The sequence below is a fragment of the Saccharopolyspora rosea genome (assembly GCF_025643595.1).
Lineage (GTDB): Bacteria > Actinomycetota > Actinomycetes > Mycobacteriales > Pseudonocardiaceae > Saccharopolyspora > Saccharopolyspora rosea.
This window is the reverse complement of the sequence record NZ_CP102826.1, coordinates 2,749,912-2,774,690: the sequence shown is the minus strand read 5'-3', so window position 1 is coordinate 2,774,690 and position 24,779 is coordinate 2,749,912. Positions and strand designations below refer to the sequence as shown.

Below are 24,779 nucleotides of genomic sequence, written 5' to 3'. Positions count from 1 at the left end.
GAAAAGGCGGAGCGGCTGACCACCGACCTGCGCCGCCGGGTCGAGGACGCCAGCGTGGCGGTGCTCGACGATCCCGCCCACGAGGACGAGCTGTGGAAGGCGCGCGAGGCGGGGCTGAGCGCGACCGCGTTCACACCGGACAGCCGCGAGACGCACGAGGGCTGGGAGGACGCGGCCGTCGCGCCCGAACGGCTCGGTGACTACCTGCGCGATTTCCGCGATCTGCTGGAGCGGTTCGACTACGGCTCGGCCTCGCTGTACGGCCACTTCGGACAGGGCTGCGTGCACACCCGGATCCCGTTCGACCTGCGCAGCGCCGAGGGCATCGGCAAGTTCCGGAGCTTCGTCGAGCAGGCCGCCCGGCTGGTGTCCTCCTACGGCGGGTCGCTGTCCGGGGAGCACGGCGACGGCCAGGCGCGCGGCGAGCTGCTGCCGATCATGTTCGGCGACCGGATCGTCACCGCCTTCGAGGAGTTCAAGGCGTTGTTCGACGAGCACGACCGGATGAACCCGGGAAAGGTCGTCCACCCCCACCGGCTGGACGAGAACCTGCGCGGCGGTGCGGCGTACCGGCCGGTGGAACCGGTGACGCACTTCGCCTACGCGCACGACGGGCACCGGTTCAGCGAGGCGGTGGGCCGCTGCGTGGGCGTCGGCAAGTGCCGGGCGCACTCGGGCGGGGTGATGTGCCCGAGCTACCGGGCCACCGGCGAGGAGGAGCACTCCACGCGCGGACGGGCCCGGCTGCTCTACGAGATGCTGCAGGGCGAGGTGATCACCGACGGGTGGCGGTCGACCGAGGTGCGCGACGCCCTCGATCTGTGCCTGGCGTGCAAGGGGTGCAAGAGCGACTGCCCGGTGAACGTGGACATGGCGACGTACAAGGCGGAGTTCCTGTCCCACCACTACGCCGGTCGGCTGCGTCCCGCCGCGCACTACTCGATGGGCTGGTTGCCGCTGTGGGCGCGGCTGGCGTCGTTCGCGCCGGGCGCGGTGAACGCCTTCGCCCGCGCGCCGCTGCTATCGCCGGTCCTGAAACGGCTGGCCGGGGTGGCGCCGCAGCGCGAGCTGCCGCTGTTCGCCCCGCACCGGTTCGTCGACTGGTTCGCGCGGCGGGAACCGGCCGGGGACGGTGCGCGGGGCCCGGTGCTGCTGTGGCCGGACACCTTCACCAACAACCTGCAACCGGGGATCGCCCGCGCGGCCACCAGGGTCCTGGAGGCGGCCGGGTTCACCGTGCAGGTCCCGGAGCGCACCGGGTGCTGCGGGCTGACGTGGATCTCCACCGGGCAGTTGGACACCGCCGAGCACGTCCTGCACCGCACGCTCGGCATCCTGCGCGGGCAGCTGCGCGCGGGCACTCCGGTCGTCGTGCTGGAACCCAGTTGTGCGGCGGTGTTCCGATCCGATCTGCCCGAGCTGCTGCACGGCGACGAGGACGCGCACCGGCTCGCCAGGCAGACCCGCACGCTGGCGGAACTCCTCCGCGAGCGCGCCCCGGACTGGGCGCCCGCTGCGGGCGGCCGCCGGGCGGTCGCCCAGGTGCACTGCCACCAGCACGCGGTGCTCGGTTTCGGCGCGGACCGGGCACTGCTGCGGGAGTCCGATGTGGACGTCGACGTGCTGGACGCCGGGTGCTGCGGGTTGGCCGGGAACTTCGGCTTCGAGCGCGGGCACTACGACGTGTCCGTGGCCTGCGCGGAACACGCGCTGCTCCCGGCGTTGCGCGAGACCGAGTCCGGCACCGCCGTCCTCGCCGACGGGTTCAGCTGCCGGACCCAGATCGAGCAGGCCGGGACCGGGCACGTCCCCGTGCACCTGGCGGAACTGCTCGCCTCGGCGCTCGACGGCGACACCCGGGTGGAACGTCCCGCGCCGCCCGGCCGCACCGCCACCGGAGCGGCGACCGCGACCGCCGCGGCCGGGCTGGCCGCCGCCGGGTTCGCCGTCGCCCGCGCAATTCGGTCCACTATGGACTTCTAGACGCGATCGGCGGGTCCGCCGTCCTCGGCGGACCCGCCGTCGGGGTGGTTCATCCGAAGAACGGCCCGCCGGGACCACCGATGCCGTTGCCGCCGTGGCCGTTGCCGCCGACGCCGTTGCCGCCTTCGCCACCGTCGCCGCCAACGCCACCGGCACCGCCGGCGCCACCACCGTTGCCGCCGCCGGCGCCGCCACCGTTGCCGCCCGAACCACCGACGATCACGTCGGGGTGGTGCAGCGGGAAGCACGTCATGACGGTGCGGGCGGGCAGGAACTCCACGCACTCGCCGTCGAGCTCTGCGGCGCTGAGCGGCTCAGTCATGTCGAACAATTGGTCCCCCTTCGGCAGATGGGTCTGGAAGCCACTGGAGATCGATGCCCGAACGAGGCCGCAATCCCCCGAGATCCCCGTTTTTCCGACGCCCCCAGATTCATTGGCATCGGACCCGAAGATAAGCGCCCAGCAGCCCACGAACCGCGGGTCCCGACGGAAAATCACACGCTTTCGTGAACCAGTGAAATGCCGCGTCATCACGAGTTTCCCGCTTCGCACCGGTGTTCTCGTGCGAAGAGAGGAGAAAACTCCTCCGCGCGCGGTATTCCACCGTTTTCCCACTGGAAACGGCGATCGGGAACGGTTCGAAGAGCCCCGTCAGCCGGGGTGCGTCTCGCCGCCGACGGGGGCGAGCACCTCACCCGTGTAGTAGCTGGACAGCCGCTCGGACGCGAAGAACACGTAGGACGGCGCGATCTCGTCGGGATGGCCCATGCGTCCCATCGGCGTCTGGGTGCCGAAGCCCTCGACCTTCTCCTCGCCGAAGGTGGCCGGGATCAGCGGTGTCCACACCGGACCGGGAGCCACGCAGTTGACCCGGATCCCGCGCGGCGCCAGCGACTGCGCCAGGGACTGGGTGAGGACGTGCACCGCGCCCTTGCTGGCCGAGTAGTCCATCAGGCCGGCGTTGCCGCGCAGGCCGTTCACCGAGCCGGTGTTGATGATCGCCGCACCCGCTCCGAGGTGCCGCAGCGCCGCCCTGCACAGCCAGAACGGCGCGTAGACGTTGACCTTGAACGTGCGGTCGAACTGCGCGGTGCCGATCGCCGCGAGGTCGTCCTGCGGCGCCTGCGTCCCGGCGTGGTTGACCAGCACGTCCAGGCCGCCGAGGTGGCGGGCGGCCTCGTCCACCAGCCGGTCGCAGAAGTCCTCGTCGGCCAGGTCGCCGCGGAACAGGTGGCACTCCCGTCCCTCGGCGCGCACCAGCGAGGCGGTGTGCTCGGCGTCGGCGTCCTCGCTGGGGTCCAGGTAGGCCACCGCGACCGAGGCGCCCTCCTTGGCGAAGGCGACCGCCACCGCCCGGCCGATCCCGGAGTCCCCGCCGGTGATCAGCGCCTTCTTCCCGGCGAGGTGCCCGGCTCCGACGTAGTCGGCCATCTCGTCGTGCGGACGCGGTCGCATCGGCTCGGTGGTGCCCGGCGGCTCCTGCTGCTGCCCGGGCGCCGTCGTGGGGAGGTCCGTCATGGCCGTGCCCTTCCGGCGAGTTGTCGCGCCCACGGCCTACCCGAGGGTGTTCGCCCGGTAACCCGACGCGATGCCCGGTTCGACCCGGAACACCGTTTTCCTCCGTCGAGTCCGGCATCGCCGGGCGATCACCTGTGGCGCGTGACTCAGGGCGTTGCACCATCCGGGTGTACCGCTTAACTTAGCCTCACTTAATTGCGGTGAGGCTGACCTTGGAGATGCCGATGTGGGCGGACGCCCTCCCGAACCTGCTCGTCGGGCTGCGCGAGGGCCTGGAGGGCGGGCTGGTCGTGAGCATCCTGCTCGCGGCCGTGCGCCGGTCCGAGGGCGGTGGCTCGACGCGGCCGGTGTGGCTCGGAGTGGCCGCCGCCTCGACGCTGGCGCTCAGCTTCGGCGCGGTGCTGACCTTCTACCGGTCGGTGCTGCCCACCACCGGGCAGGAGTTGCTGGGTGGGGTGCTCAGCGTGATCGCGGTCGTGCTGGTCACCGGCATGATCTTCTGGATGCGCCGCGCCGCGCGCTCGCTGTCCGGGGAGCTGCGCGAGAAGGTCGCCGACGCGCTGCGCGTCAGCTCCGCCGCGGTGGCGATGACCGCGTTCCTGGCCATCGGCCGGGAGGGGCTGGAGACCGCGCTGTTCCTGTGGACCGCGGCGCAGGCGTCCGGTGAGACGGTCGCCCCGCTCGTGGGCGCCGCGGTCGGCATCGCCGTCGCGGTCGGGTTGTGCGTGGCGCTGTACCGCAGCGCGGTGCGCATCCGGCTGGGCGTGTTCTTCGACCGCACCGCCGTGCTGCTGATCGTCATCGCCGCCGGGGTGCTCTCCTACGGCCTCGGCGACCTGCAGGACGCCGGACTGCTGCCCGGGCGCACCTGGGTGGCCTTCGACCTGACCACCCGGATCGACCCGTCGTCGTGGTGGGCCACGATCGTCACCGGCATCACGGAGCTGTCGCCGCGGATGACGTGGTTGCAGGTCGTCGCCTACGTCGGCTACCTGGGCACCGTGCTCGGGGTGTTCCTGCGCGCCCGCCGCGCCCCCGCACCGGCCCCGGCGGCCCCGGAACAGGCCGAGACCCCCGCGGAACCCGTCCCGCCGGGTCCGGCCCGCCGGCGGCTGATCGCGGTCGGGGTGGCCGCGGTGCTGGTCGTGCCGCCCGTCGCGGCCATCGCGCTGATCGCGTTCGCCCCGGGGCGCCAGGCCGCCGCCGCGCAGCGGATCGAGGTCACCGCCTCGGGCTGCGGCGCGGGCTGGACGAAGGCGCAGGGCGGCGCGCAGACCTACACGGTCGTCAACAAGTCCGGCCACCCGGCCGAGATCAACCTGGTCCGGGCGCAGGGCATCGTCGCCGAGATCGAGACGCTCGGGCCCGGCACCGAGCAGTCGATCCCGATCACCCTCGGTGGCGGCGACTACACCTGGCGCTGCCTGATCTCCGGACTGCCCACCACCTCCTCGCCCACGGTGCACGTCGACGGTGGTCCCGCGACGGCCGGTCCGCCGCCGGTCACGCCGGTGTCCGCCGAGCAGCTGGAACCGCCCCGGGACGCCTACGACGCCTACGTCGAGGGCGTGCTCGGGCAACTGGCGGACCAGGTCGCGACGCTGCGCGCGGACCTGGCGGCGGGGCGGCTGGACGCCGCCCGGCGCGACTGGCTGCCCGCGCAGCTGACCTGGGAACGGGTCGGCGCCGCCTACGGCAGCTTCGACCCGTTCGGCGACGCCATCGGCGGCAAGCCGCAGGGACTTCCGGCGGGGGTGGACGACCCCGGCTTCACCGGCTTGCACCGGCTCGAACACGGCCTGTGGCACGGGCAGAGCGCGACCCAGCTGCTGCCGGTCGCGGACCGGCTCGGGGCCGACGTCGCCACGCTCCGGGCGCAGCTGCCCTCGGTCACCATCGACCCCGTCGACCTGCCGAAGCGGGCCCACGAGATCCTGGAAGACGCGCTGCGCGACCACCTCACCGGGGCCACCGACCAGGGCGCCGGGGCGACCTACCCGGAAACCCTCGCCGACGTGCAGGTCACCCGCCAGGTCCTCGACCAGCTGGCGCCACTGCTCGACGCACGCCGCCCGGATCTGCTGCCCACCGCGCGGCGGCAGCTCGACGACCTGGAACGGGCGCTGCTGGCCACCCGCACCGGGGACCACTGGCAGAGCCTGACCGAGGCGCCGACGACCGCGCGGGAACGCGTCGACTCGGCCACCGGCGCGGTGCTGGAAACCCTCGCCGACGTCCCCACGCTGCTCGAACCGCCCGCCCACTGACCCGAGGACGGTCTTCCCCGACATGGACATGAACCGACGCAACCTGCTCAAGGGCGCTCTCGCCGGAACGGTCGGCACCGCCGTGACCGGCGGGGTGCTGGTCGGCGGCGCCCAGGCGGACCACCAGGCCATCGCCCCGGCCGCGGACACCGGCCCCGCCTCGGTGCCGTTCCACGGCGCGCACCAGGCGGGCATCCTCACCCCGCAGCAGCGCTTCTCCACCCACGCGGCCTTCGACGTCACCGCGGCGAACCACGCCGAGCTGGTCGACCTGTTCCGCACGCTGACCGAGCGGGCCCGGCTGCTCACCGCCGGCGGCACCCCGCCCGACCTCGGGGTCGGCACGCCCCCGTCGGACAGCGAGGTGCTGGGGCCGCAGGTCCCCGCCGACGGGCTGACCGTGACGCTGTCGGTCGGGCCCGGCCTGTTCGACGACCGGTTCGGGCTGGCCGACCGGCGGCCCGCCAAGCTCGTCCCGATGCGCACCTTCCCCAACGACGCACTCGAACCCGCGTGGTGCCACGGCGACCTGCTGCTGCAGGTCTGCGCGCACAACCCGGACACCGTGCACCACGCGCTGCGCGACCTCACCCGGCACACCCGGGGCGGCATGCAGCTGCGCTACCGGATGGACGGGTTCGTCTCGCCACCGCGCCCCTCCGGCACGCCGCGCAACCTGCTCGGGTTCAAGGACGGCACCGCGCAGCCGCCCAAGTCCGACGCGGACCAGGTGGTGTGGGTGCCGCCGGGCTCCGGCGAACCGGCCTGGGCGGTCGGCGGCTCCTACCACGTCGTGCGGCTGATCAGGATGCTGATCGAGTTCTGGGACCGCGTGTCGATCCGCGAGCAGGAGCGGATGTTCGGTCGCCGCCGCGATTCCGGTGCGCCGCTGGACGGTTCCCAGGAGTTCGACACCCCGGACTACAGCCGCGACCCGCACGGCGACGTCATCCCGCTGGACTCGCACATCCGGCTGGCCAACCCGCGCACCGCGCAGAGCGAGCCGAGCCGCATCCTGCGCCGCCCCTACAACTACGACAACGGCGTCGACCCGAACGGCAACATGGCCTGCGGGCTGGTGTTCGTCTGCTTCCAGCAGGACGTGGAGCGCCAGTTCGAGGCGGTGCAGACCCGGTTGATCAACGAACCGCTGGTCGACTACATCCAGCCGTTCGGCGGCGGCTACTTCTTCGCCCTGCCCGGCGTGCGCGACGAGCACGACTGGTACGGGCGCGCGCTGCTGGCCTGAAAGCCTGTCTTTGGACTCGTTGTGCGTGGCGGTGCCGGTGGCGGAACCTCAGAGCCTGTCTTCGAACTCGTTTTGCGAGGCGGCGCCGGTAGCGGAACCTCAGCGGCCGTCTCGGCTCCGGGAGCCCCTCCTGATGTATGCCCACAGCGGCCCGCCCGTCACCCGACCACCACCCCCCACGGAGGCGCTGCGCGCCACTGTCACATCGGCTGCGGGAGCCCCGACTCATGTAGCCCCCGTCACTGTTCGGCCTGCGGGCCGGTGGTGCGGGCGACCGTGCGCAGGCGGGCGCGGGCCGGGTCGTACGGGCGGCTGCGGACGTGGCTGGTCCGGCCCCGCCCGAAGTCGTCCGGCCGGGGGCGGGCGAACAGGGTCACGGTCACGCCCTCGCCGAAGCCGTTGCGCCGCATCATCCGCGCGGACGCCTCATTGCCCTGTTCGACGTCGGTGATGATGCGGGCCGCGCCCGCTTCGAACAGGGCCTGGCAGCACGCCTCGACCAGCCGGCTGGCCACGCCGCGCCCCTGGACGCTCGGCGCCAGGCCGATCCACTCCAGGTAGCCCCAGTCCTCCCGCTCGTCGAAGGACATCGAGCCGAGCACGAAGCCCAGCACCTCGCCGTTCCGCTCGGCGACCCAGCACGCCCCCGGCTGGGCGTCGAGGTGCCCCGCCACGCTCGACAACGACCAGGAGGTGTAGGGCATCTTGGAGACGTCGAACAGCTGGAAACCCAAGCCCAGCACGCCTTCCAGGTGCGCCATGCGCATCGGGACCACGTCGATCGGTTCGCTGGCCGTTCCGGTACCGGCCATGGCTTTCACTCCCCTTCGACCCCAGTAAACCAGAGCGCCGGGCCCAGCCCCCGGGTGTCCGGGGTGGGCGCTCGGCCCCGGCGGGACGGGAGGTTCGCCGTCCAGGCGTACCGGTCCGGGGGTGCGAGAACTGACCGGGCCGCGCTCGGGCGAGCTCCCCGTGCACGTCCACAGGAGACGTTCCACCACCCGGAAACCGCGCAGCCGCGCCGGACCGGCAACCGGAGACGACCGGTCACTCCGCCGGGAAGCGTTTCCCGCTGGACCGGGCCGAAAGACTGTGGGAGCCGACCGCGGTGGCGGACCATTCTCGACCCCGGGGCCGGCCGCGCGGCGTGGCGGCATCCGACGAGCATCGAGCAGCGGTCAGGGGTGGTACCGGATGACCAAGGCGAACTTCCAGCTCAGCGGCCCGGACGTCGAAGTGACCTACGACGGCGCCACCGGGACGCTGTTCGTGCGGGGGCAGAACTTCTGGTCCCTCGAAGACGGCGCGACCTTCGACGCCGACCGGATCACGCGGGCGGACCTCGACGGCGACGGCCAGATGCTGCAGGTCGTGCTGCTCGTCAGCTCCCGCGCCGGGGTGCGGACCACGCTGAGCGTGCTGCTGCCGCAGGTGAACGAGGACCGCGCCGACGCCGAGTCGGACGTGACCGGAGCCGCCGTGCTCATCGACGACTACCACAACCTCGTCGGCGGGCCGCCCGCGGTTCTGCAGCAGTACGACATCAGACCGCTGCGGGGAAAGCTGCGCATCGGCCCCTGACGGCGGAACGGCGCGGGGAGGAACTCCGGGGCGCTCCGGTCCTCGGGGCTACGGTGCCGGCTGGTGGGCGGTTCCGCGGGCGAACACCAGGCGCAGGTTGCGCAGATCGCCGAGGTCGGCGAGCGGATCGCCGTCGACGACGAGGAGATCGGCGCTGTGGCCCGGGCCGATCCGGCCGGTCGTGTCGGCGAGGCCGAGGGCCCTGGCCGCGGTCGTGGTGGCCATCTCGATGATGCGGTCGGGCGCGAAACCGAGGTGCGCGTACAGCTCCAGCGCGCGGACGAAGTCGTCGAAGTAGAAGGTGCGCAGCCCGGCGTCGGTCCCCGCGATCAGCGGGACGCCGAGTTCGTCGAGCCACCGGATGCGGATCCCGATCTGCGCGGCCCGTTCCGGCCCGAAGCGCTCCATGAGCTCGCGCCAGGTCGGCGGGCAGGCCACGCAGGCGAAGATGCCGCGCTCGGCCATCAGCCGGGCGACGTCGTCGCGCCGATCGAACCCCTCGCCGCCGGCGCGCTGCCAGGTGCAGTGCTCGATGGTGGTCACACCGGCCTCGGCGGCCGAGGCGATGGCCTCGGTGCCGTGCGCGTGGGCGGCCACGGCCAGGCCGTGCCGGTCGGCTTCGGCGACGACGAGTTTGAGCTCGTCGGTGCTGAACTGCGACTGCCACGACGGCGGCGAGTTGGGGGTGATCTGCCCGCCGGAGGCCATCACCTTGATCAGGTCGACGCCGAGTTCGGCGTTGCGCGCGATCCGGCGGCGGATCTCGTCCGGGCCGTCGACTTCCCCGCCGAAGAACCAGCAGTGGCCGCGCGGGAGGGTCAGCGGCGGGCCCGAGCACACCACGCGCGGGCCGGCCAGGTCACCGCGTGCGATGGCGTCGCGGACGCGGACCGCCAGACCGCTGCGGTCGCCCAGGTCGCGCACCGTGGTGACCCCGGCGCGCAGGGCCAGCTGGGCCCGTCCCGCCATGCCGAGCAGCAGATCGGTGTCGTCGGTGTCCAGCAGGTGGTCCACCACCGCGTCGCTGGTGTCCAGCGCGAGGTGGACGTGGCAGTCGATCAGGCCCGGCAGCACGGTGTGGTGCGGGAAGTCGTGCCGCTCGGCGTGCTCGTCCGCCCGGCGTCCGACGGCTTCGCGAGGCCCGACCGCGATGATCCTGTCGTCCTCGACGAGCACGGCGCCGTCGGAGACGATCTCCCCGACGGGCCCGAGCAGGATCTTCCCCGCTGTGATGACGTGCTGCACGGTGACTCCTCGGGAGCGATCAGAGGGCGCGGGCGAGCTTGACGAGCTGGTCGGCGTCCTGGGCGAAGTCCAGTTCGCGGGAGCCCGGTGGTGGTTCGGCGATGCGGATGGCGTTCGTCGACCGCGCCGGGACCCCTTCCCGTTGGAGCCGGAACGCCTCCCGGAACACCTCGGGCTGCTCGTGCGCCGGAACGTCCTGCTGGTACCCGGCGTCGGCGAGGTACGGGCTGAGCTGGACCAGCCCGTCGCGGACCTCGACGACGCGCCGCAGGAACCGCCGGTGGACGTGGCGCGGCGACAGCCAGTCCCGCAGCGGGCCCGCGGGCACGTCGAGCGCGTCGTGCGGGAACGCGGCGTTCAACCGCTCCCACAGCGGGCGGAGCTCGTGGTGGACCCGGCGGTGGTGCAGCCACACCTGGAACGCCGCCACGCGCGCCGCCAGGCCCGCGAAGGACACGCCGATCAGGAAGAGGAAGTTGCAGATCGGCACGAGGTCGTCGATCGGGCCGACGATGAAACCGGGCACGTCACCGCCGGCCCACCGGATGCACAGCACCACCACGCGGAACGCGGCGACCGCCGCGATGCACAGCAGCGCCGCGGCGGCGAAGCGGAACCCCCACCGGGCCCGGCGGCCCGCTTCCGATCCGTACACCAGCATCCACCGCGTCGTCTGCACGGCCGCGTAGCAGAAGTACGCCAGGCCCGCGTAGAAGACCATCACGCCGGGCACGTGCGTGTCGGTGGACAGCTGGCCCGACGGTTGGAAGACCTGCTCCCGCACCGCCGCGGGCGTCATGAGCACCCCGCAGGCCATCACGGCGGAGGCGGCGACGGCGATCACGGCCTCCCGCAACGCCTTGCGCGGGGCGTCGGGGCCGGCGGCCGAGAGGATGAAGAACAGCAGCAGGGCGTACCACGCGCCGTTGAGCGCGAGGTTGTGCACGAGCTTCCACATGCTCGGCGGCAGGAGGCTGCCGGTCACGCTCTCCAGGGCCGCCGCGACGCTCGGCCTGCCCAGCAGCCGGAGGCTCACGCAGGCGACCACCGCCCACAGCGCGTAGTCCCGCGGCGTGCGCAGCAAGCGGAACAGGAACCACGCGAGGACGACGACGAACGCGATCTGCAGGACTTCTTCGTTCATAGCCATTCCCGGTCGTCACCGAGCGCTCGCTGGGCGCGCCGCGCGCGGGAGGACCTCCCCGGCCGCATCGCGGCCGTGATGGCGGCGGCGCGTTCCAGCAGCAGCGTCGCGACGTTCTCGGCCTCTCGTTCCTGGTCGGTGTCGTAGTTCGTGCGGCGCAGCGCCCGCCGGATCACGTCGGGCGGGATGTCGGGGAGCAGCCGCTGCCACACCGCGTCGTCGGACTCGTCGGAGCTGTGCCCGGCCAGCAGGTGCCCCAGCTCGTGGGCGATGATGTGCTGCTGGTGCGCGGGGGTGGTTTCGGCCTGGTAGAGGATGTAGTCGGCGGACGGTGTGTTCAGCCAGAGCCCGAACGGGCCCGGCGCCTCCAGGGGGTAGGCCACCAGCCTGATCGCCTTGCCGCGCTGCTCCCCGAGTCGTCGGCAGACCTCGGACATCGGCATCGGCGCGTCGATCGCCGCCGCGTCGAGTTCGCGCCGCAGCCGCGCTCTGAGCTTCCGGTGCTCCCGTCGCCGCGGACCGGGCACTCGACTCACCATCCCCAGGTACTGGTCGTTCCTCCGCCGCCTCGACCGGGACGTCCACTGTCCGAAGAGGACCGACCGGGCATCGGCCACCCTGCCCGGACGGCGTCCTCCCCGGCCCGCCGCGCGGGCCGCGAGTCCACAGTGGAGACCGGTGCGCCCCAGGACCGCGGCGGAGTCGGCAGCTCCCACCGCAGCGGCGTCGAGGTCTTCTGCGCCACTCTAGCGGACTCCGCGCCACGGGTCACGAGGGTTGATCAACACGTCCGACCGGCACTTCGCCGCGCACTCGCAATGGTGGCCCACCGAACGGGAAATCCCAGCGCACGACCTTCAGGGCCGGGCATTTCACTTGCTGAATCAACAGTTTTCCCGGACTGCTCCGAATCGGTGTTCAGAGCTGCCCGTCGCCGCCCGGTCGTTCGGGGACGGGCCGGGGCGCAGCGCCGAGCTCCAGTGCTTCCACAGCCGGTTCGGTCAGTTCCGCGGGAACGAGTTCACCGAGTCGACCGGGCCGCGCGGCGCGGACCAGACCGCCGTGCCAGAGCCGGCGAGCGGTTTCCTGATCGCAGAAGACCATGCCGTCGATGTAGAGATCGGGTTCGCTGCTACAGGTGATCCCGGCCCGCCCGGCGGCGACCGCGCGAAGCGCGGAACGTTCGCGGCAATTGAGCTCCCCAAGCGACCGGAACACCGCGCTCACCCCCCGAGAACGCCCATCGTGCCCGGGCGGCACCGGTCCGGGACAGGGCGCAAAGTCCCTGGCGGACCCGGCTCAGGACGTGGCGAGGCGGGGCGGGAAGCCACCGGTGGCGATCGGCCCCCACCGTTCGACGTCGATGCGGAGCAGCGACTTGTCCTGCCGGGCCATCGCCTCGCGGTACTCCTGCCAGTCCGGGTGCTCCCCGGAGATGCACCGGAAGTACTCGACCAGGCCGTCCAGCGCCTCCGGCATGTCCAGCACTTGGGCCTGGCCGTCGACCTGCACGTACGGACCGTCCCAGTCGTCGGAGAGCACGCAGATCGACACCCGCGGGTCGCGACGCGCGTTGCGGGCCTTGGCCCGGTCCGGGTAGGTGGACACCACGATCCGCCCCTCGGGGTCCACCCCGCAGGTCACCGGGGACATCTGGGGACGGCCGTCCGACCTGGTGGTGACCAGCAGGCCGCGGTGCCGGGGTCGCAGGAACTCCAACAGCGCGGACCGGTCGACGTGCTCGGCGGTGGCGATGCGTGGCATGAAACGACCTCTCCCGTGGGCCCCCGGCCGGGGGTGGTTCGCGTCCGGGAGCGAACCTACCGGACCGCGTTCGCACTGCGCCGCAGCGCCGCGAACCGGCCCGCCGGGAATCCCGCGGCGGCCGTGCCGGGACGAACCGCCGCCGCACGAGGCCGCGGATGGCGATCTCATCGGCCCGTCGCGCATCGCGGCTGGTCGGCCGAGGGTCCCACCCGGGCCGAACGGCGTCGACGTCAGGCAATTCACAATTGGCACCGAGCGTAGTCGAATGAGCATTCCTGATCCGTTTCATCGACTAGCAGTGCCCCAATTCGGGTGATTTGCCGCACACCCTCCGGAATGGGACATCCGAATGCATTGACACTTTCGGAGGTCAATACCCGATCGGTTAAAAACCGGTAAGAAAACCGGCATTGTTTCGAACCGGATCGCGGTACCACGATCTTCGAACATGGCACCCCGTCACCGCGATGCCGCAGCACCCGCAGCAGGCCCGGCGGGGCGCCACCGCGGGTCCGGCGGCCGGACACGAGGGATGCTCCGTTCGCACGTGGTCCGATCTTGTCACGGCTCCTCCGACTGGCCGATCCTGAGCACGGAGAAGACGGCTCGCCCGGCGACCATTCGGGCGGTCGACGTCAACGATTCCGAGGACGAGATGCGATTTCGAGCACTGGGTCGGCGCGGTCCGACGACATCCGCACTGGGCGTCAGCGTTCCCGCCCCCATTCCGGGGGACGGCCGCGCCGTCGAGGACGCGGACGTCGCCGCCGCGCTCACGGCCGCGGTGGACGCGGGGATCACGTTCGTCGACACCGCCGACCCGCGCGGCACCGGGCACTGCGAACGCCTGGTCCGCACCGTGCTCTCCCGCCGCCGGGACCGCATCGTGCTCGGGACCGCCTTCGGCGGTCGGCGGAGCGCGACCGGCACCGTCATCCCGGGTCAGGGACGACCGGAGCAGTGCGCTCGCGCGCTCGACGCCGGCCTCGCCCGCCTCGGCACCGACCACGTCGATCTGCACTGCCTGCTCGACGAGGACCCGACGACGCCGATCGAGGAGACCGTGGACGCCCTGGGCCGGTTCGTGCGCGCGGGCAAGATCCGCCACATCGGCCTGCCCGCGCTGCCCGCCGAGACGATCCGCCGCGCGCACCGCGTCCACCCGATCACGGCCGTGCACGCCGAGTACTCGTTGTTCGACCGCGCCGCGGAGCGGACGGTGCTGCCGGTGTGCCGGGAACTCGGCATCGGATTCCTCGCGCGCCCCCGGGCCGCCGACCCGCTGCGGGGAACGCGCGCGCCGCACCGCGACCTGGTCGAGTTCGCGCACGAGCTCGGCTGCACGACGGGACAGCTGGCGCTGGCGTGGCTGCTGCACCGCGACGTCCTGCCGCTGGTGCCCGCACTGGACCTGGAAGACGTGCGATTCCTCGCCAGGACACCGCAACTGCGCGTCGAGCCGGAGGTCCTGCACCGGCTCGACGCGCTGCACGACCCGGCCGCCTGATCGCGGCGGCGCCCGGGTCGAATCGGTCAGAACGCGCAGTGGTAGGCGTATGCGGCGCTGACCAGTGTCATGTAGTGGTGCCAGCCGTGGAACGAGCGGCCCTCGAAGTCGTGCAGGCCGAAGTCGAGCCGCAGCCGGCGCAGGTCGTGCTCGGTCCGCCGGACGAGCCCGCCGAGGCGGGCGGCCTGCTCGCCCCGGTCGCGCGGCAGGGAGGTCAGCCAGTAGTTCACCGGCAACGGATCCTCCGGCGACCGCTGGATGATCAGCCGCAGCGGGGTGTCCGATGTGGACCGCGGGCCCGCCGCGGGCAACCGGACCGGCACCGACAGGAAGTACGAGCCGAGTTCGACGTCCCGCCCGCCGCGCCAGACCACCGCGGGCCGCCGGTTGCGGATCACCTCCTGCGCGCACTCCCCCACCTTCGCGACGTGCCCGTCCTGCAGCTCGACCGGGATCCCGGCGTCGACCTGCAACACGAACCCCGGCCGGAACGACCGCAGGCGCCCCGCCAGCTCCCGCACGCCGTCCAGGTGGCGCCCGTCGACGACCACCGGCGCCGGGTCCGCGCCCCGCCGTTCCTGCTCGCCGATCAGGTCGAGGACGTACGACCACTCCGGACGGCTGCGCTCCTCAGGAGGAATCCGGGCTCGTTCCCGCAGTTTCGCGTCGTCGTCCCAGCTCGCGGGCAATGCGATCCGCCAGTCGACGGGGACGCCGCCCCGATCGTCGGCGAGGAACAGCGCCTTGCCGACCTGGCAGGAGATCGTGCGCCCGGCCTCGGCGACGTACCGGCGGGCCACGCCCACCGAGTACCGGCCGCTCTTGGGGATGACGGTGCCGTGCACCACCCACGCCACCGGGGACGTGCGTTCCGCGACGAGCGCGGCGAGGCGGTCCCGCACCGGCCTCCAGTCCCACGGACTCTGGTTCACGAATTGCTGCAGCGACTGCGCCACGGGAATCCCCAGAACGGCATCGGCGATGTTCCGCGCGGATTTCCGCCCGTCCTGGCGCAGCAGACCGCGGACGTACACCTCCGCCCAACGTCGCTGGTCCAGCCTGGGCAGCGACGCGAACACCTCCTGGACGAAGCGGGTGAGCGTGGCCGGAACCTCGATCGTCTCGTCCAACCCCGATAGGAACATCCTTAAACCCCAGACATTGTGAAGTTGAGCCACGCCACGCGACATGGCACGACAGCAGACGAGTCCCCCGTTCCTCAAGCGATACCAAACAATTCGCGTCCGCCTCTCCGCCAAGTGATGCGCGTCATACCGCGTGCCGACACTCGAAATTCGGTACCGGGTTCTCCTGCGCGCCCCTTGACACCACTGCGCGATCACCTTGCGTCGATCGACCCGCGCGGAGCGCGGAAAGGTTGTTCGGCATTCGGGGAAAGAATTTCACCCGGGAGTCCCAACCGTTCGGCCGCGAAGTCGCGCAGTGTGGTCGGAATTCGCCTGCGCGCAGCGCGCGCACGACGAACGGGACATCGCGCGCACTCGCCACCATCACCGGCGCAGCACGGTGACCACCGAGTCGAGCCCCGCCCGCCGGAGGGCGTCGACGATCCCCTCGCACGGCGTGGACACGCTCAGCGCGATGCCGGGCGCGCACTGCTGCTGGACCGCCAGGAAGCGCAGCACCACCGGCGCGAACGCGGCGACGTCCCGGACGTGCACGACGAGCCGGTCGCACGCCGAGCGGGTCACCTCGTCCAGCAGTCGCCGCAGGGTCTCCCCCGCCGCCGCGTCGCACTCCCCGGACAGCCACAGCTCCGCGGTGCCACCGCGGTAGCCCAGCTCAGCTTCGAATTCCATTCCCGCCCCAGTTCTCGGGCCACCGTCACCGCGCGACGAGCACGCGCACCGAATGCGGTGGCAGTTCGACATTCCTCTGGTCCGCCAACGGTTCCTCCGCACCGACCGGTGCCGCCGCGACGGCGGCCGCGGTGTCCGCGAAGCCGTGCCACCGGGTTCCCGGCGGGGCCGCCGCGAGTTCGACCTCGCGGGTGTCGGCGCCGGAGTTGGCGAGCACGTACACCGCGTCGTCCGGGGGTTCGTGCAGCAGCACGGCGACCAACGTGGACGTGGCCGACCAGTCGGGTTCGAAGGGCCGCGCACCGTGCCAGCTCACCGGCGGGAGCGCCGCGCCGTCGGGCACCGCGCCGTCGGGGTGCGCTCTCCGGCGCAGCACCGGGTGGGCGCGGCGGAACGCCACGCAGCGGCGCACGAACTCGACCAGATCGGCGTTGTCCTCGGCCGTGTTCCAGTCCAACCAAGTCAGCGGACCGTCGTGGCAGTAGGCGTTGCTGTTGCCGCGTTGGGTGCGGCCGAACTCGTCGCCGGCCGACAACATCGGGACGCCGTGGCTCACCAGCAGCAGCGCCAGCGCGTTGCGCACCTGCCGACGCCGCAACCGGAGCACCGCCGCGTCGTCGGTGGGACCCTCCACGCCGCAGTTCCAGCTCGCCTCGTCGCCCGGACCGTCGCGCCCCTGTTCGCCGTTGGCCTCGTTGTGCTTGCGGTCGTAGGCGGCCCAGTCCGCGAGGGTGAAACCGTCGTGGCAGGTCACGAAGTTCACCGAAGCGGTCGTGCCGCGCGATCCGTACAGGTCGGGCGAACCGACCAGCCGGGTCGCCAGCTCGCCGGCGCTGTGCTCCCGCCCGACCAGGAACCGCCGGAGGGCGTCGCGGTACCGGCCGTTCCACTCCTGCCACCGACCGTGGTGCGGGAAGGAACCGACCTGGTACAGCCCCGCGGCGTCCCAGGGTTCGGCGATGAGCCGGCACCCGGCGAGGACCGGGTCGTGCGCCAGCGCCTCCGGCAGCGGCGGATTCTCCAGCGGCGCCCCGCTGCCGTCCCGGGTGAGCACCGAGGCGAGGTCGAACCGGAAACCGTCCACGTGGTACTCGGTCACCCAGTGCCGCAGGCAGTCCAGCAGGTACTCGCGCACCACCGGGTGGTTGGCGTCGACCGTGTTGCCGGTGCCGCTGTAGTTGCAGTCCTGCCCGCCGGGAGCGAGCAGGTAGTAGGTGGCGCCGTCCAGGCCGCGCCAGGACAGCGCCGGGCCGCGGTGATCGCCTTCCGCGGTGTGGTTGAACACCACGTCGAGGATCACCTCGATGCCGTGCGCGTGCAGGTCCCGCACCAGCTCCTTGAACTCCCGCGCGGCCCCCGCACCGGAGGCGTCCGCCGCGTAGCCGGCCTTCGGCGCCCGGAAGCTCACCGGGTCGTAGCCCCAGTAGTTCAGCAGCGGCCGCCCGTCCTCCGGAGCGGACAGCACGTTGGCGGTCTCGTCGAACTCGGCGACCGGGAGCAATTCCACGGCGTTGACCCCGAGCCGCGCCAGGTGCGGGATCTTCTCGCGGAATCCGGCGTAGGTCCCGGGTGCGCGCACCCCCGACGACGGGTCCCGGGTGAAGCCGCGCAGGTGCACCTCGTAGATCACCAGGTCCTCGGCCGGGATGCCGGGCCTGCGGTCCGCGCCCCAGTCGAAGTCGTCGTCGAGGATCCGGGACCGCAGCCGCCGCGGCCGCTCGCCCCAGCGCTCGCCGCCCGCGACGAGGTCGCCGCACGGGTCGAGCAGCAGGGCACCGGGGTCGAAGCGGTTGCGCACGCCGTCCGGGCCGTCCGCGCGGTAGGCGTAGTCCACCCGCCGCGGGTCCAGGCCGAGCACGGTCATCGTCCACACGTCACCGACCCGCCAGGCGCGCGGGAACGGGATCTCGGCGAGATCGGCCCCGTCCTCGGCGGACAGCAGCACGAGCGACACCCGGTCGGCGGTGGCCGAGGCCACCGCGAAGTTCACCCCGCCCGGCACGACCCGGGCACCGCGCGGCAGCGCCTCCCCCGGACCGAGCCACCAGCCGGACGGGTGCCACACCACGCCGCTCATCGCCGCTCACCCCGCGTCGGGCGGAGCCGGACCTGGACGGTGACCGGCTCGGTGCTGTCGGGCAGCGGCACGGTCATCGCCTCCGGGTCGAAGTCGCGGGACGGTCGCCCGTCGACGAGGACCCGGTCGAGCACCACGCGTCCGGGCGGCAGCGCGTCGGGGGCCACCCGCAACAGCCGGTCGGGGAAGTCGGCGTCCGGTCGCGGCCGGAACCACAGGTCGAGCGGTTCGTCCCGGACGAGCAGCCTGCGGTACACGGTGGCGAGGAAGCACAGCTCCGCCGCGTGGTACATGCTCATCGAGTGGCTGCCCTTGCCGCGCTCGGTGCCGAGCAGGTACGGCATCCCGTCGGCGAGGACCGCGAAGTACACCCCGCCGTCGTCGTGGTCCAGGAAGAAGGCGTTGTAGAACGCCTCGGACTCCACGGCGTGCCGCAGGTGCTCCCGGTCGCCGCCGGTGCCGGCCAGCACCAGGTACGCCAGGATGGCCTGCTCCTGCTGCCACCACGTCTTGCGGTCGTGCCAGACGAACGGGTGCCGCCCGTCCTCCGCCCGCCGCTGCACGACGTCGTACCAGCCGCCGCGCCGCGGGTCTCGTCCCACGGCGGGCATCGTCGCGGCGATGCGCTCGGCGAGCGCGCGGTAGTCGTGCTTGGCCACCAGCGAGTTCATCCGGACCAGGTTCCAGGCGATCTTGAGGTTGTGCCCGACGACCGCGCCGTCGCGCTGCCAGCCCCACTCCAGGTCCGGGGTCCAGTCCCGGTGGAACCGCTCCCGCACGAACGGGCTGACCGCCGGGTCGTCCGGGAAGTGCGAGACGACCAGGTCGAAGGTCTCCTCCAGCATGCTCAGGTAGCGGTCCTCGCCGGTGGCCAGGTACAGGTTGAACAGGTACGCCGGGGCGTGGTCGCCGATGGAGTTCCAGTTCTTGCGCGACCGGTTGGGACCCAGCGACTCCGCGTGCGGGTCCAGCGTCACCGGGTCCAGGTGGGAGAAGTAGCCGCCCCGTTGCGGATCGGCGTAGTGGCGCGCGAACAGCCGGACGGTGCCCTCGATGTCCGCGCGCAGCGCGGGATCTCCGGTGACGCGGTAGGTCTGGACGGGACCGGCGAGGGCGTAGATCTGCTCGTAGGCCGGGATGGCGCCGTGGTCGTCGGTGAACTCCGAGGCGAACAGCTTGCGCCCACCGGCTTCCAGGCCGTGGTACCAGTACACCAGGTCGCCGTCGACGAAGCGCAGGTTCCGCCGCAGGTGGTCCGAGCCGCGTTCGGCGACGTCGAGCAGTTCCTCGTCGCCGGTGAGCAGGTACCCGGCGGCCATCCCGTACACCAGGCGCGAGATGGTGTCGGTCTCCTGGAGGTCGCCGACCCGGTTGCCGTGCAGGGTCACGCCCGTGCGGTAGCGGTCGAAGTCCACCGGACCGTCGCCGAACTGCGCGCGGCGGTAGAAGCGCGCCAGCTCGCGCAGCTGGTCGGTCCACCAGCTCGGGGCGTCGAAGACGCGGTGGCCGGGTTCCTCCCCGACGAAGGTCAGCTGCGCGCAGTGGAAGTGCGGACCCGGGTACACCGGGCCGTGGCTGAACACCAGTTGGCCGGGCACCAGCAGGTCCGCGATGCGCTCGGTCACGTCCGCGGCGGGTTCGCCGAGGTTGCGGACCAGCCGGGCGCTCGTGCGATCGGTGAGGTGCACGACCACGTCTCTCGAATCCAGTGTGGACAGTTGGGCCCAGTCGTCGCCCCGGTGCCGGACGTAGCCGGCCACGGTGTCGGAGAAGGTGAAATCGGCGGTCACGCTCATCGCTCCCCGGCCAGCATCCCGATCAGCGTGCGGGTCATCGCCGGGACGGTGTCCACGCTGCGCCCGGTGATCAGGTCGCCGTCCACCACGACGTCCTCGTCGACGTACTGCGCGCCCATGTTGCGCACGTCGCCCACCAGGTTGTTGTGGCAGGTCACCGGTCGGTTGCGCACCAGCTCCGGCGCGGCGGACACCAACCACAGCGCGTGGCAGGAGAACGCCTTGAGCAGCCGCGGCATCCGGAACGCCCGCCGCAGCAGCCGCAGCGCCGGTGCCGGCGAGTCGACGTCCTCGGTGTAGCGCAACCGGTCGGCGACCATGCCCGAGGGCACGATCAGCGCGGCGTAGCGGGACAGCTCGGCGTAGTCGACCGCTTCCAGGTCGCCGTCGACGGTCAGCGGTGCGCCGTGCTCGTGCCCGGTGAACACCAGCGAATCGTTGCCCCACAACCGGGTCAGCAGGCGCACCTCGGCGCCTTCCTCGGCGAACCGCATCCGGTAGTAGGCGATCTCGTCCTCGACGAAGTCGCTCTCCAGCAGAATCCCGATCCGCGCACCGGACAGCGCGGGCGGACGGTGTGTGTCCACAGTGGTCTCCTCGGTTCGTGCGAAGGGGGAAGGGGCGCCGACCGGGCGGGGAACCGCACACCGCACGCCCGGTCGGCGCCCCGGGGCCGCGTCCTCCGCCGCACCGGCCGAAGGGGCGCGGAGGACGCGGCCCGGTGCAGGTCCCGCCCGCGCGGCGGGACCGGGCATCACTCCAGCAGCGCAAGCCGCGGTGAGCCCCGCATCGGGACCGGTGCGGTGACCGTGCAGGTGCGGATCCGCGGCGCGTCGTCCTGCACCACGACCGACAGCTCCTCGGTCCAGTAATAGCCGACCCACCGGCTGCGGGCCGAGGGCGGCTCCCACATCCGCGCCTGCCAGTTGATCCGGGTGGTGACCTCCGCGTGCAGCGGGGAGGTCAACCGCACCGCGATCCGCTCGACCACCCGCGACTCGTCGAAGTACGTGGTGGTCACCTCGTCGTACCACTCGGTGAACTCGGCACCGCCGTGCACGACGCGGCCGGGGAACTTCAGCACCAGGCCCGCGTGGGCCAGCAACTCGGCCAGTTCACCGGGATCCCGGTGCTCGTCGAGCGCGAGGTACCAGCGCTCGACGAGCCCGCGGACCCGGCCGGTGGTCAGGTGGCAGCGGCAGACCGTCATCGATGCCACCTCACTCGACCGCCACGTCGACCAGCAGCGGACCGGGCCGGGTCAGCACCGCCTCCACCGCCGCGTCGACGTCACCGCAGGTGCGCACCCGCAGCCCCGCGACGCCCATCGCCTCGGCCAGTTCGGCGAACCCGATGTCCGGGCCCCGCAGGTCGAACGCCTCCGGGAAGTCGTGCGGCGCGACGCCCTGTTCGGCCCGGTACTGCTCCAGGTTGTGGTCCAGCAACCGGTAGCGGCCGTTGTTGCACACCACGAACGCGGCGTCGATGCCGTACCGGGCGGCGGTCCACAGCGCCTGGATCGTGTACATGCTCGCCCCGTCGCCGGTGAAGCCGACCACCGGTTCGTCGGGCCGGGCGAGTTTGGCGCCCAGCGCCCCCGGAATCCCCACCCCGAGCGAGCCGCCCCGGGTCTGGAAGAACCGGCCCGGGTACCGGGGCGGCAGGCCCTGCAGCACCTCCGGCGAGGCGGTCAGCGCCTCGTCGAAGACCACCAGGTCCTCGACCCGCTCCCCGAGAGCGCGGGCGAACCGCCCCAGCAGTCCCTCCGGCTCGGCCGGTTCGGGCCGACGGGGTTCGGCGCCCGCCGGGAAGCGGTCGGGGCCCGGCCCGGCCGGTCGCTGCCGCCACAGCTCGGCGGCCAGCGCCGCCAGGGTCAGCTTGGGATCGGCGACCACCCCGACGTCGACCGGGAAGTTCTTCCCGATCTCGGCGGCGTCCAGATCCACGTGCACGATCCGGGCGTCCGGGTGGAACGGGCTGGCCAGGTTCGGGAACACCTCGGGGAAGACGTAGGTGCCGACGATGAGCACCGAGTCGGCGTCGCGCACCACCCCTTCGCTGACCGACCCGAACATGTGCCCCAGCTCGCCGCCGTAGAGCCGGTGCCCGGTGTCGAAGTTGACCTCCGAGGAGTTCACGCCCCACACCGGTGCGCCGAGCTGCTCGGCCACGGCCGTCAGTTCCCGTTGCGCCCCGGCCGCGGCGACGCCGTCACCGACGAGCACCAGGCGCCGTTCCCCCTCCAGCAGCCGGCTGGCCACATCGGCCACCACCGCGGGCTCCGGCGCCACCCGGGTCGAGGGGATGGTGGTGGGTACGACCGGTTCGTGGTTCGGCGCGTCCAGCACGTCGGCGGGCAGCACCACCACGACCGGGCCGCACGGCGGTGTCATCGCGGTCCGCACCGCGCGGCGCAGCACGCGCAGCACCGACGACGGGTCGGTCACCCGAGTCGCGTGCTTGGTGACCGGCCGCGCCATGCCGACCAGGTCGGCGGCCATCTGGGCGTCCATCGCGTCGTAGCGCACGCCCGCGTCCCCGACGAGCACCACGAGCGGTGAACCGCCCCGCTTGGCCTGGTACAGCATGCCCACCGCGTTGCCCAGGCCGACGCTGCTGTGCAGCTGCACCAGCCCGGGCCGCTGCCCGGCGCGGGCGTACCCGTCGGCCATGCCGACGGCCACGGTCTCGTGCAGGGTCAGCACGTACTGGAGGTCGGACTCGCCGAGGGCGTCGAGGAACCCCTGCTCGACGGTCCCCGGGTTGCCGAACATGTACTCGAAGCCGTCGGCCGCGAACTGCTCGTGGATCGCGACCCTGCCCGGCCTGCTGTGCATGGTCCTCCTCCCTCACCAGCCGTAGCGGCGCAGGTCCTGCTCCAGCACCTCGACGAGCTTGCGCCCGGCCGGGACGGAGTCCGGAGTGGACCGCGCGGTGATGAACGGGTAGTCCACGACCACCGACGTCTCCTTGCCGACGTTGCCGTGGAAACCGCCGTCGGGGCCGGTGGCGTCGCGCAGGATGTACTCCAGCGGGTACGGCGGCGGGCCCATGTTGAAGTCGACGCCGACGAAGCCGGTGCCGTCCTGGTAGTCGTACTCCTTGGGGTGGCCGGTGACGTGCTTGCCCCACAGGATGCTGCGGCGCAGCTCCCAGTCCCGGGCGAACGCCAGCACCGCGACGCCGTAGCACTCGGCCAGGATCGGCTTGTCCGCCGCGACGAACGCCAGCACCAGTTCGTGCAGCCGTTCGTTGTTGGCCAGGTCCACGATCGGACCGCTGCCGCCGACGATGACCAGCGCGTCGAAACCGTCGACCAGGTCGGCGGTGGCCTCCTCCAGCTTGCGGTGGTACTCCTCCAGCAGCCGCAGGTGGTTCACCGCGCTGAAGTAGGGCCGCAGCGGGATGAGTTCGGCCAGGCTCAACGGGTTCTCCAACCGCGGCGAGCGGTCCAGCTCGTCGGCGCGCCGCGCCATCGCGGGCGTGGTGACCGAGCGGCCCAGCGGCGGGTCGACGTAGTTCGGGTCCAGGCTCGGCGGCAGCGCCTGCGGCCGGGCGCCGGTCGGGGTGGCGAAAGTGGTCTCGTAGCCGGCGCGGTCCAACTCGGCCACGGGGCCCACGAGTTCCTCGCCCCAGTAACCGTATTCGGACAGCACGACGAGAACGCGCTTGCTCATGCTCGTCTCCTCACGGGGATCGGTGTTGATGTCGGCGAATCGCCGGGGAAAGGGGGATGGTGCCGATCAGCGGGGCTGCGGCCCGATGATCCAGTGCTGCTCGGCCACCATGGTGTGCAGGTAGCGCGGTTCCACGAAGGTCAGCAGGTCCTCCACGAGCACCTCGAAAGCGGTGCTGCGTTCGGCCTCCTGCTCGGCGTCCGGGCTGTCGAACCACAGCTGGAACGCGGCGTCCAGCGGGGCTTCGCCGATGCCGTACGCGGCGTCGCGGGTGTGGCCCTGCACGTAGCGGCGCAGGCCGGGCACGCGGGTCGCGAGGCTGGCGTGCGCGCCCAGCGCGCGTTCCCGGAACTCCTCCAACCGCATGCCCTCCCGGCGCTTGACCAAAATGAACAGCTTGGTCTCCTGCCGGTTCGGGTCCGGTTCGGGGCCTTGCAGGACGGTGTGCGCGTCGGTGTCGAGCACCAGGGTGCGCCAGAACGCCGCCCAGTTCGGTTCGTCAGCGCGGGCGCCCTCGATGAACTCGGGCGTCTGCAGCGAGGCGATCTGCTCCTCGTCGTCGCGCAGCCAGATCTCCCCGACACCGCTCCAGGTCGGTTCACCGCTGTCGGTGGGTCGCGGCACCCGGTCGTCGACCGCGTACTTGCGGATCTGCGGGATCCTGCTGGCGAACCGGACGGCGTGCACGGTGCGCCAGTAGTCCTGGAACTCCCGTTCCGTCATGCCGGGTTTGGGGGCCGCGAAGATGAGCTGGTGGATCATGTGGCGTTCCTCTCGGGTCAGCGGTAGCGCCGCGCCACGTCCCCGGCGAAGCTGGGGAAGTCGCGCAGCGGCCAGACCGCCTCGAATTCCAGGTACTCCCGCATCGGCAGGCCGAACATCACGCGGTCGAGCTCGTCGATCGACGGCAGGTCGAGGATGCAGATCACCCGCTTCTGCCCGGCCACCTTCCACATCCCGACGCAGACGCCGGAGTCCAGCGCCTCGCGGGTGATCGCGGTCTCCTCGTGCTGCAGGTCGAGCAGTTCGTCCAACGTGACGCGGCCTTCGTGGTTCCACCGCATCTGCAGGAAGAACAACATTTCCGGCAACTCCCCTCGGTGTTGTCCCGCCGCGCGCGGCGGGTTCGGTGGGAACCGCGGTGTTC

General features: G+C 72.2%; 23 protein-coding genes. 5 read left to right on the top strand and 18 right to left on the bottom strand.

Annotated features, from left to right (window positions below; translation table 11 throughout):
• Nucleotides 1-15 precede the first annotated feature (15 nt).
• Complete coding sequence (locus tag NV263_RS12865) at nt 16-1,983, top strand: FAD-binding and (Fe-S)-binding domain-containing protein (protein ID WP_317630433.1); 1,968 nt, start codon at nt 16-18, stop codon at nt 1,981-1,983.
• 49 nt (nt 1,984-2,032) lie between these two features.
• Here NV263_RS12865 and NV263_RS12860 read toward each other — a convergent pair whose 3' ends face one another.
• Together NV263_RS12860 and NV263_RS12855 are read right to left on the bottom strand one after the other, a co-directional pair.
• The gene (locus NV263_RS12860) at nt 2,033-2,515 is read right to left on the bottom strand and encodes a hypothetical protein (protein WP_263253299.1); all 483 of its coding nucleotides are present in this window, start codon (nt 2,513-2,515) and stop codon (nt 2,033-2,035) included.
• A gap of 120 nt (nt 2,516-2,635) precedes the next feature.
• Nucleotides 2,636-3,502 carry an SDR family oxidoreductase gene (locus NV263_RS12855; RefSeq protein ID WP_263253297.1) on the bottom strand — a complete coding sequence of 289 codons (867 nt, stop codon included), beginning with the start codon at nt 3,500-3,502 and terminating at the stop codon, nt 2,636-2,638.
• 200 nt (nt 3,503-3,702) lie between these two features.
• Here NV263_RS12855 and efeU point away from each other — a divergent pair, with 200 nt between their 5' ends.
• A complete protein-coding gene (gene efeU / locus NV263_RS12850) occupies nt 3,703-5,769 on the top strand; it encodes an iron uptake transporter permease EfeU (RefSeq protein ID WP_263253296.1) in 2,067 nt (688 codons plus the stop codon).
• Between the two features lie 22 nt (nt 5,770-5,791).
• Nucleotides 5,792-7,018: an iron uptake transporter deferrochelatase/peroxidase subunit gene (gene efeB, locus NV263_RS12845; protein ID WP_263253295.1), complete on the top strand. Its 1,227-nt coding sequence runs from the start codon at nt 5,792-5,794 to the stop codon at nt 7,016-7,018.
• Nucleotides 7,019-7,257: 239 nt separating this feature from the next.
• On the opposite strand, the gene NV263_RS12840 is transcribed toward efeB, so the two are convergent.
• Nucleotides 7,258-7,830: a GNAT family N-acetyltransferase gene (locus NV263_RS12840; protein WP_263253294.1), complete on the bottom strand. Its 573-nt coding sequence runs from the start codon at nt 7,828-7,830 to the stop codon at nt 7,258-7,260.
• Between the two features lie 382 nt (nt 7,831-8,212).
• Between NV263_RS12840 and NV263_RS12835 the strand changes: the two genes are divergently transcribed.
• Nucleotides 8,213-8,599, top strand: a complete 387-nt coding sequence (locus NV263_RS12835) for a hypothetical protein (protein ID WP_263253293.1) — start codon at nt 8,213-8,215, stop codon at nt 8,597-8,599.
• A gap of 48 nt (nt 8,600-8,647) precedes the next feature.
• On the opposite strand, the gene NV263_RS12830 is transcribed toward NV263_RS12835, so the two are convergent.
• From NV263_RS12830 to NV263_RS12810, 5 genes are all read right to left on the bottom strand, one after another.
• Nucleotides 8,648-9,844, bottom strand: a complete 1,197-nt coding sequence (locus NV263_RS12830; protein ID WP_263253292.1) for an amidohydrolase family protein — start codon at nt 9,842-9,844, stop codon at nt 8,648-8,650.
• 19 nt (nt 9,845-9,863) lie between these two features.
• The gene (locus tag NV263_RS12825) at nt 9,864-10,988 is read right to left on the bottom strand and encodes an MAB_1171c family putative transporter (RefSeq protein ID WP_263253291.1); all 1,125 of its coding nucleotides are present in this window, start codon (nt 10,986-10,988) and stop codon (nt 9,864-9,866) included.
• The gene (locus NV263_RS12820) at nt 10,985-11,431 is read right to left on the bottom strand and encodes an ImmA/IrrE family metallo-endopeptidase (RefSeq protein ID WP_380758906.1); all 447 of its coding nucleotides are present in this window, start codon (nt 11,429-11,431) and stop codon (nt 10,985-10,987) included. The genes NV263_RS12825 and NV263_RS12820 overlap by 4 nt, the downstream gene beginning before the upstream one ends.
• Before the next feature lie 475 nt (nt 11,432-11,906).
• Entirely contained in the window at nt 11,907-12,215 is a 309-nt protein-coding gene (locus NV263_RS12815) for a hypothetical protein (protein ID WP_380758867.1), read from the bottom strand.
• 72 nt (nt 12,216-12,287) lie between these two features.
• Complete coding sequence (locus NV263_RS12810; RefSeq protein ID WP_263253289.1) at nt 12,288-12,752, bottom strand: PPOX class F420-dependent oxidoreductase; 465 nt, start codon at nt 12,750-12,752, stop codon at nt 12,288-12,290.
• Between the two features lie 658 nt (nt 12,753-13,410).
• On the opposite strand from NV263_RS12810, the gene NV263_RS12805 reads away from it, so the two are divergent.
• Complete coding sequence (locus NV263_RS12805) at nt 13,411-14,262, top strand: aldo/keto reductase (RefSeq protein WP_263253288.1); 852 nt, start codon at nt 13,411-13,413, stop codon at nt 14,260-14,262.
• Between the two features lie 26 nt (nt 14,263-14,288).
• Here NV263_RS12805 and NV263_RS12800 read toward each other — a convergent pair whose 3' ends face one another.
• From NV263_RS12800 to NV263_RS12755, 10 genes are all read right to left on the bottom strand, one after another.
• Entirely contained in the window at nt 14,289-15,392 is a 1,104-nt protein-coding gene (locus tag NV263_RS12800) for an IS701 family transposase (protein ID WP_263253287.1), read from the bottom strand.
• 381 nt (nt 15,393-15,773) lie between these two features.
• Nucleotides 15,774-16,082 carry an STAS domain-containing protein gene (locus tag NV263_RS12795; RefSeq protein ID WP_263253286.1) on the bottom strand — a complete coding sequence of 103 codons (309 nt, stop codon included), beginning with the start codon at nt 16,080-16,082 and terminating at the stop codon, nt 15,774-15,776.
• 25 nt (nt 16,083-16,107) lie between these two features.
• Nucleotides 16,108-18,159, bottom strand: a complete 2,052-nt coding sequence (locus NV263_RS12790; RefSeq protein ID WP_263253285.1) for a glycogen debranching protein — start codon at nt 18,157-18,159, stop codon at nt 16,108-16,110.
• Entirely contained in the window at nt 18,156-19,949 is a 1,794-nt protein-coding gene (locus NV263_RS12785; protein WP_263253283.1) for an AGE family epimerase/isomerase, read from the bottom strand. Before NV263_RS12785 ends, NV263_RS12790 begins: the two co-directional genes overlap by 4 nt.
• A 2-nt stretch (nt 19,950-19,951) precedes the next feature.
• Nucleotides 19,952-20,542, bottom strand: a complete 591-nt coding sequence (locus NV263_RS12780; protein ID WP_263253281.1) for a DJ-1/PfpI family protein — start codon at nt 20,540-20,542, stop codon at nt 19,952-19,954.
• 167 nt (nt 20,543-20,709) lie between these two features.
• Nucleotides 20,710-21,165: a hypothetical protein gene (locus NV263_RS12775; RefSeq protein ID WP_263253280.1), complete on the bottom strand. Its 456-nt coding sequence runs from the start codon at nt 21,163-21,165 to the stop codon at nt 20,710-20,712.
• A gap of 10 nt (nt 21,166-21,175) precedes the next feature.
• A complete protein-coding gene (locus NV263_RS12770) occupies nt 21,176-22,792 on the bottom strand; it encodes a thiamine pyrophosphate-binding protein (RefSeq protein WP_263253278.1) in 1,617 nt (538 codons plus the stop codon).
• A 12-nt stretch (nt 22,793-22,804) separates the two neighbouring features.
• Nucleotides 22,805-23,632, bottom strand: a complete 828-nt coding sequence (locus tag NV263_RS12765; protein ID WP_263253277.1) for a type 1 glutamine amidotransferase domain-containing protein — start codon at nt 23,630-23,632, stop codon at nt 22,805-22,807.
• Nucleotides 23,633-23,698: 66 nt separating this feature from the next.
• A complete protein-coding gene (locus tag NV263_RS12760) occupies nt 23,699-24,394 on the bottom strand; it encodes an EthD domain-containing protein (protein ID WP_263253276.1) in 696 nt (231 codons plus the stop codon).
• Nucleotides 24,395-24,411: 17 nt separating this feature from the next.
• On the bottom strand, nt 24,412-24,714 hold the full coding sequence (locus NV263_RS12755) for a muconolactone Delta-isomerase (RefSeq protein ID WP_263253274.1): 303 nt from the start codon (nt 24,712-24,714) through the stop codon (nt 24,412-24,414).
• Nucleotides 24,715-24,779: the final 65 nt, after the last annotated feature.